Below are 14,998 nucleotides of genomic sequence, written 5' to 3'. Positions count from 1 at the left end.
CGTCCTCACTCGTACCGGAGCGCGTCGACGGGATCGAGGCGCGCGGCGCGCCAGGACGGATAGAGCGTCGCCAGGAACGACAGCGTCAGCGCCATGATCACGACCGCGGTGGTCTCGCCGAAATCGATCTCGGCGGGCAGCCGCGAGAGGAAATAGAGTTCCGGCGAGAACAATTCGGTGTTGGTCATCCAGGACAGGAACTGCCGGATCGATTCGATATTGAGGCAGATCAGCATGCCGACGAAGAAGCCGGTCAGCGTGCCGACTACGCCGATCGCCGCACCCGTAATCAGGAATATCCGCATGATCGAGCCCTGCGAGGCGCCCATGGTCCGCAGGATCGCGATGTCCTGCCCCTTGTCCTTGACCAGCATGATCAGGCCGGAGACGATGTTGAGCGCGGCAACCAGCACGATCATGGTCAGGATCAAAAACATGACGTTGCGCTCGACCTGAAGCGCGTTGAAGAAGGTCGAGTTGCGCTGCCGCCAGTCGACCAGGAACACCGGCCGCCCGGCCGCTTCCGTCACCAGCTTGCGGAAGGTGTCGATCCTGTCGGGATTGGTCGTGAACACCTCGATCGCGGTCACGTCGTCCTTGCGGTTGAAATAGGCCTGCGACTCCGGCAGCGGCATGAACACGAAGCTGGCGTCATATTCTGACATGCCGATCTCGAACACGGCCGCCACCTTGTAAGGCTTGATACGCGGCGTGGTTCCCATCGGGGTCACCGCTCCCTTGGGCGCGACCAGCGTGATGGTGTCGCCGGCGTGCAGCGACAATTGATCGGCGAGCCGGCGTCCGATGATGACGCCCTGCCCCTCGTCAAAACCTTCCATCGTGCCCTGTTTGATGTTCTTGGCGATCGAGGTGAGGCTGTTGAGGTCCGCAGAGCGCATGCCGCGCACCAGCACGCCGGCGGCGTTGAAGGCCGAGGACGCGAGCGCCTGGCCGTCCACGACAGGCGCCGCAAGGCGGATGCCGTCGACCTGACTGATGCGCTCGGCGACGTCCTTCCAGTCGGTCAGCGGCGATTCCAGCGGCTGCACCAGGAGATGGCCGTTCAGCCCGAGGATCTTGTCCAGGAGTTCCTTGCGGAAGCCGTTCATCACGGCCATCACGATGATCAGCGTGGCGACGCCGAGCATGATGCCGAGGAACGAAAAGCCGGCGATGACCGAGATGAAACCTTCCTTGCGACGCGCGCGCAGGTAACGTCCGGACAACAGCCATTCGAAGGGCGCAAAAGGCGGGGTTCGGGCTGTCTCGTTCATGGTCTCATCCATTACTCGATAATCCCATGATTCGGGCCAAATGTGGCCTTAATGGCCAACATTACAGCCGCGGTGGATATCTTATCACGCGATCTTCGCCACCACTTCCGCCGGGCTGAGATTCTCGCGCGAACCATCGCTGCGCCGCTTGATCTCGAACTTGCCCTCGGCAAGGCCTTTCGGCCCGACCAGAATCTGCCAGGGGATACCGATCAGGTCGGCGGCCGCGAACTTCGCGCCCGCACGCTGGTCGGTATCGTCATAGAGCACGTCGATGCCCTTGGCCTGAAGCTCGCGATAAAGTTTCTCGCACGCGCCATCGACGGCCGCATCCCCCTGCTTCAAATTCAAGATCACGGCGGTGAACGGTGCGACTGCTTCCGGCCATTTGATGCCAGCGTCGTCATGGCAGGCCTCGATGATGGCGCCAACCAGGCGCGAGACGCCGACGCCGTAGGAGCCGCCATGGATCGGCACATCGACGCCATCGGGACCGGCGACCAGCGCCTTCATCGCATCGGAATATTTGGTACCGAAATAGAAGATCTGGCCGACCTCGATGCCGCGCGTATTGACGCGCTTGTCGGCCGGCACTTCGCGCTCGTAACGCGCGGCGTCGTGGACGTCCTCGGTCGCGGCATAGACCGACGTCCATTGCTTGATGATGTCGGTGAGATCGCCGTCATAGTCGACGTCGTCGGGCGGAATCGGCAGATTGAGCACGTCGCTATTGCAGAACACGCCGGACTCGCCGGTTTCCGCGAGCACGATGAATTCGTGGCTGAGATCGCCGCCGATCGGGCCGGTCTCGGCGCGCATCGGGATAGCCTTCAATCCCATCCGCGCGAAAGTGCGCAGGTAAGCCACGAACATCCGGTTATAGGAACGGCGCGCCGCCGCCTCGTCGATATCGAAGGAGTAAGCGTCCTTCATCAGGAATTCGCGGCCGCGCATCACGCCGAAACGCGGGCGCTGCTCGTCGCGGAACTTCCACTGGATGTGATAGAGGTTGAGCGGCAGGCTTCGGTAGGATTTGACGTAAGCGCGAAAGATCTCGGTGATCATTTCCTCATTGGTCGGCCCGTACAGCAATTCGCGCTTGTGGCGGTCGGTGATGCGCAGCATCTCCGGACCATAGGCATCGTAGCGGCCGCTCTCGCGCCAGAGATCGGCGAGCTGCAGCGTCGGCATCAACAGTTCCAGCGCGCCGGCGCGATCCTGTTCCTCACGAACGATCTGCTCGATCTTCTTCAGAACCCGAAAGCCCAGCGGCAGCCAGGCGTAGATGCCGGCCGCTTCCTGCCGCATCATGCCGGCGCGCAGCATCAGCCGATGCGAGACGATCTCCGCCTCTTTCGGATTCTCTTTCAGGATGGGTAGAAAAAACCGCGACAACCGCATGGGACAACTCAAGGAATCAGTGGGATACCGGAAGAGGTGCAGTGAAACCGGATCGGGTACGAAAATACAAGGCCGGGCCCGGTGAAAAGCGGCCGGAAAGGCGGTTTTTCGGGCCGTTTTTGGGCCGCCTGGTCCTCGTGCCTTCACAACGGCGTCATACCCCGCGAAGGGCGGGCCGTAGGACGGGTGGCAAGGCGAAGATGATGGATATCTTCGCTCCACCCATCAAGTTAGCGTCAGCGCACCTGCAATTCATCTTGCAGCGTGATCTTCCGAAAATCGGTGACCAGCGCATCGATCTGCATGTGCCAGCGGCCAGGCAGTGGCAGCGCCACGCCGCGCACGTGCCAGTAGCCGTCCGGCCCGAGTGCCGCGCGACGCTCCATCGGTTCGATGCCGCGCTCCGGCAAGCTCAGGATCAGCGTCGCCTCTTTGGCCGGCAGCAGGGCTGCGTCTCCCGTCATCAACTGCAGCACAAAGTCGTTGGAGCCGACCTTGCCCGGCGACACCAGCACCTGAAACATCGCTGCATCCGTGTGGATATGGACCGAGAGCGGCACGGCAACAGCAGCAACCGAGGCGCGGGGCGGCGGCGTGAAGCGCCAGCCGGCGACGACGGCCAGAATGCAAACGACGAGAACGCATTCCGTGAGGATCGATCCCAGGAGCGGCCGAGTAATCTCGTAATCCGCACCAACCGCAGGCGTGACCAAAAACCGATTCAGCGCCGCAAGCCCGAGCAAGAGGATCACCAGCGCCAACTTGATCGAGAGAATGATGCCGTATTGGGTCTCGATCAGCGCGCGCAGACTTCCAAGCTGGATGATCGAAAGCACTAATCCGCTCAGCACGAGAAGCCCGACCAGCAACATAGCTACGGCCGAAAACTGCTTGAGCACGCGCGGCAGGTCGTCATTGCGCCGACGCGCCATCGCCGCCAGCGGCGCCAACGCGCCGATCCAGTAGGCTACGGCGACGCCGTGCAGGAACAGCGATGGCCGCGTCAGCCATTGCGGCGAGCCGGTCGCGGCATGCCCGGTGGTGGCCAACGAAAGCCCGACGCCTGCCATGGCGAGCATGGTCAGGACCCAAGCCATCAGAATGCTCGGGCTTTTCCATGCGAACCAGGCGATGGCCATCGCCGCGATCGCGATCAATAGGGAAGGTCCGAGACTGGTAGCAAGCGCGCTCGTCCACGGCGCTGATGTGACGATGCCGCCAAGCGGAAGGTTGAGAAGATCGAGACCTTGCAGGCCGAGCGAGGCCGCTGCGCTGACGAGACCGATGGCAAGCGCGCCGCGGCTGACCGTCGATCCGCTCGGCCCCTGCCCGATCCAGGCTGCGAAGAAGGCGCCGCCGACGCCGACGAACAGGCCGAGGTAAACCCCGATCCGTGCGAGCCAGATCAGCACCGCCAGCGGCGTCGCCTTTGCCGGCGGCGCGGTCCCGGTCTCGGCGCCGATCGAAAACACCATCGATCCCGCCACGGGATGACCGTCCTGCGAGACCACGCGATAGCTGACGATCTGCGTGCCCTGCGGCAGGTCGTCGGGCAAAACGATCAGCACGGATTGTCCGACCGCGCGGGTGGCGACATCGCGCGCCTTGCCGCCGGCATCGATCAAACCGATCACGGCCGGCGTAACGCCTTCGTTGAAGTGCAACTGCACCATCCTCGGCGGCTGCGCCAGCACGCTGCCATCGGCCGGCTCCGAAGAAAGCAGCGTCGCATGGGCCCACGCTGCGCTCGCAAAACATAGAGCCGACAGCAGCGCGGCAAGGCTGGCGAGCACGCGCGCCATGGGAGGGCCTTACGGCTTCGCGATCAGCTTGAGGCCTGGCGCCGGCGATTTGCTGCCACGGCCATGCGCATCGTTACCTTCGGCCGGAATATCAATCCAGCGGCTGACGCCCTGCTCGCATTCCTGCACCACGGGAAAATACAGCGTGGTGTCCGGCTTCAGGCCAGGCGTGAGAAAACTGGAGACGACGAATTCATCGTAATTGTCGTCGGCGAGCTTACCGCCGCTCCACACCACTTCCTTGACGCCCTCGGATATTTTCCCGCCGTGAAACTCATACTCGGCGGTGTATTTGCCTTTGACCGTCTCGACAGTCCACCCCGGCTTTGGCATCGGCTTGATGCCGATCACGCCTTCCGGAATTTGAACCCGCAGCTTGACCGTCGGCGATCCCGCGCAGCCGTGCGGCACGGCAAACACCGCCTTGTAGTACGAGCCCACCGGCGCCTGCCGTTTCTCAAGGGTGATATGGGCGCCTGCCGGAGCGACGACGAACGCGGCAAGGGCAGCGGCGACCAGCACTGGTTTCGGCATTGGCTGTCCCTACTTCTTCATGCCGGAATGATCATGCCCCGACGGCGCTCCGCCCGCGGGCGCCTGCGCGCCGACGCCCTGCACGTCGAGCGACAGCGTCACCTTGCCGGCCTTCTCGAATTCGAGCGTGAGCGGCACCTTGTCGCCCTGCTTGAGCGGCGTCTTCAGATCCATCAGCATCAGATGGTAGCCGCCGGGCGCGAGCTTGACGGTCTTGCCGGGCTCAATCACGAGGCCCTTGTCGAGCGGACGCATGGTCATGACGCCGTTGTTCATCGCCATTTCGTGAATTTCGACCTTGCCGGCGATATCGCCGGCCCCGCTGATCAACCGGTCCAGCGCCGCGCCCTTGTTCTCGATCGTGAGGAAGCCACCCGCAATCTTCGCGCCTCCGGGCGTCGCCCGGCTCCAGGGCTGCGTGATGACGAGATCGCCGGCCTTGACCTCCTGGGCGTGCGCGGGCGCGCCGAGCAGCGCAAACAGGGCGGCGCAGGCGAAGAATTGCAGAACAGGTTTCATCGTGTGTCTTTCGATTTATGAAGTATGGCCGGCACAGCGGACGACCAGGCCCGCTGTTGCCTTAACTTGAGAACGCAAATTTAATAGTCACAATAACGGGAGTGCGTCTTTATTTGCTCGCGACTTTTTGTTGGTCCAGCCATTTTTCGAGGTCCGGTATCTCGGCCGAACCTTCGATCGTGGTGACGGTTCCGTCCCGCGCGATCAAGAGCGTGCGCGGGATCTCTCCCTGCCAGGCCGGGTCGATCTCGAACCGCAGGCGTTCGACAAAGCCGTCGCTGAAAATCCAGTTCTCTGCCGATCCCAGCCCGGCCTTCTCCAGCATCGTGCGCGCGGCACCCGGCAGATTCGGAACGAGATCGGCACTGATTGTCACGACGGCGAGTTCGGAGTGGTCTTTCATAAACTGTCCGAGCAGCGGCAGTTCGACCTTGCAGGGGCCGCAGGTGACGCCCCAGAAATGCACCAGCGTCGGACGCCCGGCGTGCGAACGCAACAGGTTCTGCCAGCTTCCGCGCACGAACGGCTTGAGTTCGGACGGCGTCTCGGCTGCCGGCACGGCGGCGAGAGATGCAACGAGGAAAATTGCAGCCAGCAGGAAGCGTTTCATGATCCGTCTCCGATCGGCAGCAGGCGATATCCGTCGGACTTGGTCATCCAGGAAAGGTAGGTCTTCTGTCCGTCGCTGACCAGCAGCGGATGATCGGACGTGTCCGTCGTCACGGCGACCACGACCGGCGTCGACCAGCTCTTGCCTTCGTCATGCGAGGTCATCGCATTGACCGAGGTCTTCTCGCCGTCAAACTCCTTCCAGACCATGGTGGCGCCGTGCGGGCCGCTCAGTACGTACGGCCGCGTCGGATTGCGGTCGGAGCGTCCGAGCGGAAGCGGATCGGAAAACGTACGGCCCTGGTCGTCCGAGCGGGCATAGAATAGCCCCATGCGGGCCTTGCCGTTGGTGTACCAGCTCACGTGATAGGTGCCCGCAGCCGAGATCGCAAGACTAGGCCCATGATGCGGGCAGGCCGAAATCTGCCAGTCGTCGTTGCTGACGCGGCGAACCTCGCCCGGCGTCGCCGGATCGGCAAACGTCATGACCGCGTGATCCCGCACACCGCCTTCGAAGATGTTCCTGAACACGACTACGGGATGGCCGGGGCCTGCGAATGCAAGACCGAGCCGGCAGCATTCGCAGGTGTTGTCACTTGCCAGCCGCGTTTCGGAATAAGCCGCGTCGCCGTCCTTCGACGACGCGAAGAACAGCCCTGCCCCCTCGTATTTCTTGCCCGCCTGCTGCGCGGGCACCCGGTTGCGCTTATCGATCCAGGCCGCAAACACTGAGCCATCCGCATCGAGCCCGAGCGTGACGAAACGCTGGCTGTCGTTACTCGACGTGATCGGCTGCAACTCCGCGAAGCTCCGGCCGCCATCGATTGAGCGCGTGGCGAGCACCTGGCCGTTGAACGCCTTGTCTCTGAAGATCGAAAACGCCAGTGCGATGCCGCCGTTTTTCTCGACGACGATCTGGGGACGCGCATCCGGACCCCAGTCGAGGTTGAGCTTTTCCTTCGTCACCTGAACCGGCGTCGAAAAGCTGCGGCCCTTATCCTTTGAGCTTGCCACCGATATCCGGCCTCCCGCCATCCAGGCGAGCCACAGCGTTCCATCCGATGCGAAGGCCGGCGTGACCTTCGACGCGCAGCGCAAGTCAGCCTCCTCGCATGCGGCTTCCGAGGCATGCTGATGATGGCTCATTTGCGCGTGAGCCGCGGTTTGCCAAAGCGAAATGACGAGGGTCGCGAGCAAGCTCATTCGCATCATGGCCGTACTCCTTTTCCAGTGCTGTCCGCTCATTTGAACGCCACCTTCATTCCGGCGATGAATGCGCGCGGCGAACCGGCATAGATCGAGCCGGTCGTGTTCGCCAGCACGCTCGCAGGATTTTGCACGCCTGCGGCCGTAACCGAGTTTCCGATGTTGTTGGCGGAAGCGACGTAGGTACGGTTGAACAGGTTTCTGACTTCGACATACATGCTCAACGACTTGAAGTAGTCGGACTTGAGGTCGGTGCTGTAGTGCACGTTGAGATTGACCAGTTCGTAGCCGGGCGCCTTCAAGAGGTTGGCGTTGTCCATGTAGAACGAGTCTTTCCACTGAAGCTCGACGAACGCCCCGAGACCTGCAAGCGGCCCCCACATGTGATCATAGCCGAGCCGTGCCGTCAGTTCGTGCGGCGAGATGCCGGGAATCTTGTTGCCCGCGCGGTTGAAGCTGAACGTCGCGCCGTTGACGATCTTCTCGGTGTAATCTGTGTAGACCTCGTCGAGATAGGTATACGCCGCCGTAAATCGCCAGCCGGGATAGAACTTCCAGTCGGCCGCAAGCTCTACGCCGCGATGTTCCGATCGTGGGGCGTTGAACGTGAAACTTGCATTGGGTGCGCCGACCTGGGTGGCCTGTGTAACCAACTCGTTCTTGAAGAATTCGTAGAAGCCTGTCGCGCTGAATTTGAGCGTGTTGTTCGGCGTCCAATCGAACCCGATGTCGTAACCGAGGTTTTGCTGAGTCTTTAGCTGCGTATTGTTGCCGTTTCGGCCGTCAGAGAGGACGAAGAGGTTACCGACCTGCGGCGTGCCGTATCCGGTGGCGACGCGTGCCCGGAACAGCCACTCACTGTTCAGCTTGTAGAGCAGCGCCAGCTCTGGCGCAGTGTTCTGGAACTGCCGATCGGCGACTATCGGCAGTCCTGGCGTCGCCGTCGGGACGTTAGTCGTGCCGTAGGTGTAAGAAGTGTTGATCCCCTTCAGATGGGTCGTTTCCCATCCGATGCCCGCAATTGCGATCAGGTCCGGCGTCAGCTTGAGCTCTTCGCGTGCGCGAACGCCGTAGTTCGACGTGTCGCTGAAGGTGTTGCTCGCCAGGAGACCGAGCCTCGCATTGCCGCCCGGCATGACGTTGCGGGTATCGCTCGACGCCGTCAGCGTGTTGTAGAACGCGCCGAAATACGTCGTCGATTCCAGCCCAAATATCTCACCACGCTTGGTGACATCACTCATGTAGTTGTAGGAGGGGAAATCGCCGATTGCGCTGGTGGCTCCCGTCGGCTGGCTGATATTGCGGTCGTCGAACACGAACTGGTTGCGCCAGGTGGTCGTGTTGTCGAAGTCGTGCTCCCATCTGCCACCGACGATGGTACGGCGATCCTCGCGGCCAAGTCCGGCCTGCACCGCGGTGACCGAACTCTTCGGACCATTGAAGCCGTTGTTGAAGAGCGACACCGATCCGCAGCCGGCAACGCCGGCCATATCGCAGCCCTGCTGGAAGGGATTTTGATGGTACTGGTTGAGCGACAGCCGGAGCGGAAGCCGGGTGTCGAGATTGTTGTTGATGAACTTGACGGTGAAGCGATCGTCGGGCGTCGCTTGCAAGGTGCCTAGAAAATTGACCGTCTGGGTATTGAACCAGCTATTCTGGATAAATCCGTCACCGCGCGCGTCGCTCGCAAACAGCGAGCCCTCGAAATTGCCGACCTTCTTGCCGTAGGCAAGATAGTTGTTGAGATAACCAAAACTGCCGCCGTCGACGCCATATTCGGCGCCGTCGATGGTGCCGCCCGGGCGGGTGCGGAAATTGAGCGCGCCGCCGGTGGCGTAGTTGCCATAGAGCGCCGACGACGGCCCCCGGATGACGTCGATCGCGCCATAGGCCCGCGGATCGATCAGGTCGCTGCGGGAAAGCCCGTCCGGCTGCGTGACCGGAAAACCGTCCTCAAAGATCACGAGGTTGCGGATACCAAAACCGTTGCGGGCGTTGGAGCCGCGGATCGAGATGCCGACATCGCGCGGCCCGTTGCCCTGCTTGATCGAGATGCCCGGGCTCTCGCGCAGCACATCGGCCACAGAAAATGCCGGCCGGTTTTCGAACCGGCTGCGGTCGATGGTCGTCTCGGTCTGGCCATTGGGCGCCTGGTAAAGCAGCGCGCGCGCCACGCTGGGGGTAATGCCCGCGGTTAGCGACGCGGCAGGTGCGGGGTTGGCCGAAGGCGGCCTCGCCTGCGTCCGGGCGGACGAGCGAACGGCCGGCTTTCGGGCCGCCGGTCTGGCCGCTGTGGCGCGCGGCGCCTCGATGGTCACTGCCGGTAACGCCGTCTGGGCCCCAGCGGTCGACGGCGCGAGGGAGAGCGCGCCGCCGAGCACAAGCAGGCTCGCGCCACCCAAGGCTTGAGAACGATACATAAGATATTCCTGACGCCAGCTCTTTGGCCGGCTTGAATGACTGCACCAACCGGCACGGCAGTCGCCGCACCGATCACTCGGGAGTTCGGGGCGTCAGGAAATGGAAGGTGGCGCGCGCGCCTGCGCGTGCGAACCGGCGCGAGCGTTTGTCAGCCGGAAGGCAAAATCGAACCAGGCCACCCGCTCGGCAACCCGATCGACGGCGATCGCCGCAGTCCGCGGCACATCGACCGGCGCACCGGTCTGAAGCACGCTGCAAACCGAACAGCATCCGTCGTGGGCGCGGTGGCCGGTCTGATCGGTCTGCCCTGCACCGGGCGCGCCATTGCCGTGGCAGATCACGGCGCCGGCGAGCGGATCGGAGGCCGCGATGCTCGCCGCCCAGCATGCGCCGATCGGTGCAAAAATCTGCACCACCAGGGCAATCAGGACAATTGGCAGAAAATTCTTCAGCCGGCGGCGCATCGCAATCCCATCCGCTTCAGACCTTAGTCACCATGAGAGTCTGAAGTCGAGATCAGGTTCCCGGAATTATGTTGCGGCTTCAAGGAAAGAAGCTGGCGAAAAGCGATGCGTTTTGCAGCATTAGGAGGGCGCCCTACCCCAATACCAAGCCTCGGGCGAATTGCAGCTAAATCCACAACCGTCAGTAGCAAATTCCCAATCATTTCGCAGAGTGCTGGAATTTTGAACAAACGTTGCCGAAAATGGTGACAAGACGAAAAAGATGGTCTACCAATTCAAGCTCAGGCTGGCCGAGAGGCTCAAGCTTGGTGGTCCAAGTCTCGGGAGGAGCCCTGACGCGCACAAGCAGCGTCGCCTCGACAATCAAGATCAAATCTAAGTTTTCGAGGAAATTAAGGGTCGACACAATTTTTGAGCAGGGCTCCCAGCCCTGCTCTTTTTTTCGAGAGATTTCTTTTTTCGAGACCATTGCAAGCAGCAATGATGGCATCGCCAAATCCGATCGAGCGGAGTTTTGAACTGGCCGCCACGCGTTGCGCGGATCTGACGCCGTTGGTCTATCGCCGGCTGTTCGATGCGCATCCCGAAGCGCGGACGATGTTCCGCACTGAGGGCAGCGAACTCGTCAAGGGTTCGATGCTGGCTTTAACGATCGACGCCATCCTGGATTTTGCCGGCGAACGCAGCGGTCATTTCCGCCTGATCATCTCGGAGGTTTCCTCGCACGACGGCCGCGCGCGATCAGCAAAAGTGGAAGCCGGTTTTGCGTCCGATCGCGCGCTATTCTTTTGAATCGGCGCATGATCTTGTCGCCAAACCGCGCACACTTTGGCGGACCATGCGCTGGCACGCCGCGCGAATTGTTCGTCGCCTTCTTTGACATCATTGCGCAGACGCTGTGTGAGGTCATCGGGGCGGGAATGGTCGGACGACATGAATGCAGCGTGGCGGAAGTTGCTCGGTGACATCGAAAGTCTCGTTGCAGCGCAGTGAAACGACAGGCACCAAATTTCCTGAAAGTCATTGATACGGACGATCAAGTCAGCCGGTGGCGCAAATGCGCCGAGTGTGAAAGACTGCCTCGATCCGCGGTGCGTGCAATCGACGCCGTCGGTAACAACAATCGAGGGAGCGAGCGATGTCCGGGACTGACAAATCCTCTACGACAAGGCGTAATCTTCTTCAGACAGGCGCGGCCGCCGGTGCGGCAACCGCCCTGCTCGGCGGGTTGGGCATCAATCCGGCGCTGGCGGCAGCCGCACGATCGGAGAAACCGCTGAAGGCGGCATTCTCCAATGCGGGCCTGCAGGCCACTTGGTGCGCCCAGGGCAAGCAGGCGGCGGAATGGTGGGGCAAGCTGTTCAACGTCGAAGTCACCTGGTTCGACGGCCAGCTCGACGCGGTCAAGCAGCGCGCCGCGATCGACAACATGGCGTCGCAGAAATGGGATTTTGTCGCCATCCAGGCATTCGGCATCGGCACGCTGACCCAGCCCGTGCAGAAGATGATCGATGCCGGCACGCCCGTGATCGACATGGACACGCTGATCGCCCCGCTCGACCAGATCAAGGTGCATTCGTTCCTGGCGCCCGACAATGAATTCATGGGCGCTTCGGTGACGCAGGCGCTCTGCAACGCCATGGGCGGCAAGGGCAAGATCATCATGACGCAAGGCGCGCTCGGCCATACCGGCGCGCAGGGCCGCGCCAAGGGCTTCGAGTCCGTGGTGAAGCAATTCCCCAACATCGAGGTGCTCGACACCCAGCCCGCCGATTGGGACGTCTCGAAGACAGCTCGGCTATGGGAGACCTATCTGACGAAGCACCCGCAAATCGATGCGGCCTTCTTCCACAATGACGACATGGCGCTGGCCGCCTATAACATCATGAAGGCGCGCAACCGCACCAACATCCTGATCGGCGGCGTCGATGCCATGCCACCGGCGATCCAGGCGGTGAGCGAAGGCCGCATGTTCGCGACCGTCCGCAATCCCTCCTGCCGCATCCATGGCGGCGCCATCATCGCCGGCGTCGCCGCGGTGACCGGCGGCGAGAAGAGCGGACAGGGTATTCCGAAGCATGTGATCACGGACGGCCCGGTGGTGACGAAAGCCAACGCAGCCGGCATGCAATGGATGGAGGACCACTTCCTGATCTGAGCCAGCATGTCCAGGGGACTTAAGCCCATCCTCGAACTGCACGACATCACGAAGGCCTTCGGCGGCGTCGAAGCCCTTCGTGGGGTCGATTTCGCGCTGACCGCCGGCGAGATCCATGGTCTCGTCGGCGAAAACGGCGCGGGGAAAAGCACGCTGATGAAAATCATCGCCGGCGTGCATGCGGATTTTTCCGGCCGCTTCGTCCTTGACGGCCGGGAAACCCGCTTTCGATCGGTGCGCGACGCGCATGCGGCGGGCATTGCGATGGTTCATCAGGAACTCAGCGTCGCGCCTGATCTCTCGGTGGCCGAGAACGTGTTTCTCGGCGCCCAGCCGACCAACCGCCTCGGCCTCGTGCAATGGCGGCGCATGGCGCGCGAGGCCGGCGAGCAATTGAAGCGGTTCGGCATCGACGTCGATCCGATGTCGCGGCTCGGTGACCTCCCGATCGGGCTGCAGCAACTGATCGAGATCGCCCGCGTGCTGTTCTCGGGCGCCCGCATCATCATCCTCGACGAGCCGACCTCGGCGCTGTCGCCGCCCGAGGTGGAGCGCCTGTTCGCGACGCTGAAACGGTTGCGGGACGAAGGCACCAGCATCGTCTTCATCTCGCATTTCATCGAGGACATCCTGCGCGTCTCCGATACCGTGACGGTGTTCCGCAACGGCCGGAAGGTCGCGGAGGCCGCCGCATCCGAGACGAGCAAACCGGCATTGATCGAAGCGATGATCGGCAAGGGCCGCGAGGCGCTGGAGGAGACCTATACGCATGACATCATGCTGCCGCCGCCCGCCGCGGACCGGCCGGTGGTGTTGAACGCAAGCGGGCTCTCGCTCGCCCGCAGCCTGCGCGAGGTTTCGTTCGATGTCCGTGCCGGCGAAGTGCTCGGCATCTACGGCTTTATGGGATGCGGCCAGCTCGAACTGGCACGAATCCTGTTCGGCAAGCTCAAGCCAGACCAGGGCTCGCTGGCGATCGCCGGAGAACAAAAAGCCTTCCGCAGCACGGCCGGCGCCCGCCGCGCCGGGATCGCGTTCGTGCCCGAGAGCCGGCGCGACATGCTGTTCCTGCAGGAGCCGGTCTACAAGAACATCTCGATCAGCATCCTCGATCGCATTTCATCCCTGCTGCTCAAGCCGTCGCGCGAACGCGCGATCGCCAACCGGCAGGTCGAGCAATTGCGGATCAGGCCGGCCGCGGTCGAGCTCGATCTTGGCATGCTGTCAGGCGGCAACCAGCAGAAGGTGGCGCTGGCGAAGTGGCTCAGCTACCCGCCGCGGCTATTGGTGCTGTGCGAGCCGACCCGCGGCATGGATGTCGGCGCCAAGAACGACGTCATCCACATCGTCAGGAACCTCCGCGCCAAGGGGCTCGCCATCATCGTACTCTCCACCGAGCCGGAGACAGTGCTGTCGCTCGCCGACCGCGTCATTGTGCTCAAGCGCGGCGCTGTCGTGCGGGAGTTTGCCAACGAACAGATTAGCAAGGACCGCCTCCTGGAAGCGGCGTGAGGAGACCGACATGACGACCGGTGAAAGCGTGACAGTCGCCGCTTCGGATCGCAAGCGCCCGCACCGGCTTGCCGCGATGCTGCGCTCCCAGATGCGCAACATCGCGCCGTTCCTGACGCTGATCTGCCTGTTCGGCTTCTTCGCGGCAGCAAGCCCCTCGTTCGCGACGCTCGACAATCTCGGCAACATCCTCACCCAGATTTCGGTCACCGGCATCATCGCCGTCGGCCTCACCTTCGTGATTCTGTGCGCCGAAATCGATCTTTCGATCGCCGCGATCGCCAACGTCACCGGCATTGCGGTCGCCTATTTCACGCTGCAGGAATCCTACGTTAACATCGCCAACGTCCCGATGCCCGGATGGGCCGCGATCCTGCTGGCGCTGGCGCTGTGCGCCCTGCTCGGCCTCGTCAACGCGTTCGGCTTGACGGTTATCGGCATCCCCTCCTTCATCATGACGCTGGCGATGATGCAGATCGCCGCCGGCATCTCGGCGCTGTTGGTGCGCGGGCAGATCGCCTACAAGGTGCCCCCGCTGGTTACGACCTTGGGATCGACATCGATCGGCGGCATTCCCTGGATCGTGATCGTAGCCGCGCTAATGCTGCTCGGCGGCCATCTGGTGCTGACCCACACCCGCTTCGGCCGCTACGTCTACATGGTCGGCGGAAACCGCGAGGCGGCGGAATATTCCGGGCTCAACGTCAAGCTGATCCTCGGCAGCGTGATGGTGATTTCGGCTGTTTGCGCCGGCATCGGCGGCATGCTGGGGGTGGCGCATTTCGGCAGCGCGCAGCAGAACGAGTTTGACACTTATCTTCTGGATTCGATCGCCGCCGTCGTGGTCGGCGGCACCAGCCTGTTCGGCGGCCGCGGCGGCATCGGCAACACCATTGTCGGCCTGTTCGTGCTCGGCGTGCTCAACAACGGGCTCGACCATGTCAACATCGACAGTTTCCTGAAGATCCTGATCCGCGGCCTAATCCTGCTGGCGGCGCTCATCATCAACGTCTATGCGCAGAAATTACGCGAACGGGCGGTGGCATAGCGCTGCGCCGGAGAGCCGGGACCCACGTCCCGACACATGGACCCCGGATC

Annotated in this window: 13 protein-coding genes and 1 pseudogene; 4 read left to right on the top strand and 10 right to left on the bottom strand. The window is 62.6% G+C overall.

The window, feature by feature from the left end:
• Positions 1–5 precede the first annotated feature (5 nt).
• From V1288_RS26375 to V1288_RS26330, 10 genes are all read right to left on the bottom strand, one after another.
• Positions 6–1,286 (bottom strand): lipoprotein-releasing ABC transporter permease subunit, encoded by a 1,281-nt coding sequence (locus V1288_RS26375; RefSeq protein ID WP_334359808.1) that lies wholly within the window; start codon positions 1,284–1,286, stop codon positions 6–8.
• A gap of 72 nt (positions 1,287–1,358) precedes the next feature.
• Complete coding sequence (proS, locus tag V1288_RS26370; RefSeq protein WP_334359807.1) at positions 1,359–2,675, bottom strand: proline--tRNA ligase; 1,317 nt, start codon at positions 2,673–2,675, stop codon at positions 1,359–1,361.
• A gap of 236 nt (positions 2,676–2,911) precedes the next feature.
• Positions 2,912–4,477, bottom strand: coding sequence for a copper resistance CopC/CopD family protein (locus tag V1288_RS26365; RefSeq protein ID WP_334359806.1), 1,566 nt, complete (start codon positions 4,475–4,477; stop codon positions 2,912–2,914).
• A gap of 9 nt (positions 4,478–4,486) precedes the next feature.
• Positions 4,487–5,011, bottom strand: coding sequence for a YcnI family copper-binding membrane protein (locus V1288_RS26360; protein ID WP_334359805.1), 525 nt, complete (start codon positions 5,009–5,011; stop codon positions 4,487–4,489).
• 9 nt (positions 5,012–5,020) lie between these two features.
• Positions 5,021–5,530 carry a copper chaperone PCu(A)C gene (locus tag V1288_RS26355; RefSeq protein WP_334359804.1) on the bottom strand — a complete coding sequence of 170 codons (510 nt, stop codon included), beginning with the start codon at positions 5,528–5,530 and terminating at the stop codon, positions 5,021–5,023.
• 109 nt (positions 5,531–5,639) lie between these two features.
• Positions 5,640–6,140, bottom strand: a complete 501-nt coding sequence (locus V1288_RS26350) for a TlpA family protein disulfide reductase (protein WP_334359803.1) — start codon at positions 6,138–6,140, stop codon at positions 5,640–5,642.
• Positions 6,137–7,351, bottom strand: a complete 1,215-nt coding sequence (locus tag V1288_RS26345) for a sialidase family protein (RefSeq protein WP_334359802.1) — start codon at positions 7,349–7,351, stop codon at positions 6,137–6,139. The genes V1288_RS26350 and V1288_RS26345 overlap by 4 nt, the downstream gene beginning before the upstream one ends.
• A gap of 29 nt (positions 7,352–7,380) precedes the next feature.
• Positions 7,381–9,765 carry a TonB-dependent receptor family protein gene (locus tag V1288_RS26340; protein WP_334359801.1) on the bottom strand — a complete coding sequence of 795 codons (2,385 nt, stop codon included), beginning with the start codon at positions 9,763–9,765 and terminating at the stop codon, positions 7,381–7,383.
• 93 nt (positions 9,766–9,858) lie between these two features.
• A complete protein-coding gene (locus tag V1288_RS26335; RefSeq protein WP_334359800.1) occupies positions 9,859–10,230 on the bottom strand; it encodes a DUF2946 domain-containing protein in 372 nt (123 codons plus the stop codon).
• Between the two features lie 199 nt (positions 10,231–10,429).
• Positions 10,430–10,720: a hypothetical protein gene (locus V1288_RS26330; RefSeq protein WP_334359799.1), complete on the bottom strand. Its 291-nt coding sequence runs from the start codon at positions 10,718–10,720 to the stop codon at positions 10,430–10,432.
• Between V1288_RS26330 and V1288_RS26325 the strand changes: the two are divergent.
• From V1288_RS26325 to V1288_RS26310, 4 genes and pseudogenes are all read left to right on the top strand, one after another.
• Positions 10,711–10,964 (top strand): annotated as a pseudogene (locus tag V1288_RS26325) (globin); the annotation flags it as partial. The gene V1288_RS26330 and the pseudogene V1288_RS26325 overlap by 10 nt on opposite strands.
• Before the next feature lie 404 nt (positions 10,965–11,368).
• The gene (locus V1288_RS26320) at positions 11,369–12,388 is read left to right on the top strand and encodes a sugar ABC transporter substrate-binding protein (protein ID WP_334359798.1); all 1,020 of its coding nucleotides are present in this window, start codon (positions 11,369–11,371) and stop codon (positions 12,386–12,388) included.
• 6 nt (positions 12,389–12,394) lie between these two features.
• Positions 12,395–13,900 carry a sugar ABC transporter ATP-binding protein gene (locus tag V1288_RS26315; RefSeq protein WP_334359797.1) on the top strand — a complete coding sequence of 502 codons (1,506 nt, stop codon included), beginning with the start codon at positions 12,395–12,397 and terminating at the stop codon, positions 13,898–13,900.
• Positions 13,901–13,910: 10 nt separating this feature from the next.
• On the top strand, positions 13,911–14,948 hold the full coding sequence (locus V1288_RS26310) for an ABC transporter permease (RefSeq protein WP_442893987.1): 1,038 nt from the start codon (positions 13,911–13,913) through the stop codon (positions 14,946–14,948).
• The last annotated feature ends 50 nt before the right edge of the window (positions 14,949–14,998 follow it).

Source organism: Bradyrhizobium sp. AZCC 2176 (assembly GCF_036924645.1).
GTDB lineage: Bacteria > Pseudomonadota > Alphaproteobacteria > Rhizobiales > Xanthobacteraceae > Bradyrhizobium.
Note: the sequence above shows the minus strand (reverse complement) of the source record. Positions and strands in the feature narration are given on the sequence as shown.

Bases quoted from the DNA above. Each gene is read 5' to 3' on its own strand.
- V1288_RS26315 (WP_334359797.1), top strand. From the start codon at position 12,395: ATGTCCAGGGGACTTAAGCCCATCCTCGAACTGCACGACATCACGAAG.
- V1288_RS26345 (WP_334359802.1), bottom strand. From the start codon at position 7,351: ATGATGCGAATGAGCTTGCTCGCGACCCTCGTCATTTCGCTTTGGCAA.
- V1288_RS26365 (WP_334359806.1), bottom strand. From the start codon at position 4,477: ATGGCGCGCGTGCTCGCCAGCCTTGCCGCGCTGCTGTCGGCTCTATGT.
- V1288_RS26335 (WP_334359800.1), bottom strand. From the start codon at position 10,230: ATGCGCCGCCGGCTGAAGAATTTTCTGCCAATTGTCCTGATTGCCCTG.
- V1288_RS26360 (WP_334359805.1), bottom strand. From the start codon at position 5,011: ATGCCGAAACCAGTGCTGGTCGCCGCTGCCCTTGCCGCGTTCGTCGTC.
- V1288_RS26310 (WP_442893987.1), top strand. From the start codon at position 13,911: ATGACGACCGGTGAAAGCGTGACAGTCGCCGCTTCGGATCGCAAGCGC.
- V1288_RS26350 (WP_334359803.1), bottom strand. From the start codon at position 6,140: ATGAAACGCTTCCTGCTGGCTGCAATTTTCCTCGTTGCATCTCTCGCC.
- V1288_RS26340 (WP_334359801.1), bottom strand. From the start codon at position 9,765: ATGTATCGTTCTCAAGCCTTGGGTGGCGCGAGCCTGCTTGTGCTCGGC.
- proS (WP_334359807.1), bottom strand. From the start codon at position 2,675: ATGCGGTTGTCGCGGTTTTTTCTACCCATCCTGAAAGAGAATCCGAAA.
- V1288_RS26355 (WP_334359804.1), bottom strand. From the start codon at position 5,530: ATGAAACCTGTTCTGCAATTCTTCGCCTGCGCCGCCCTGTTTGCGCTG.
- V1288_RS26330 (WP_334359799.1), bottom strand. From the start codon at position 10,720: ATGCCATCATTGCTGCTTGCAATGGTCTCGAAAAAAGAAATCTCTCGA.
- V1288_RS26375 (WP_334359808.1), bottom strand. From the start codon at position 1,286: ATGGATGAGACCATGAACGAGACAGCCCGAACCCCGCCTTTTGCGCCC.
- V1288_RS26320 (WP_334359798.1), top strand. From the start codon at position 11,369: ATGTCCGGGACTGACAAATCCTCTACGACAAGGCGTAATCTTCTTCAG.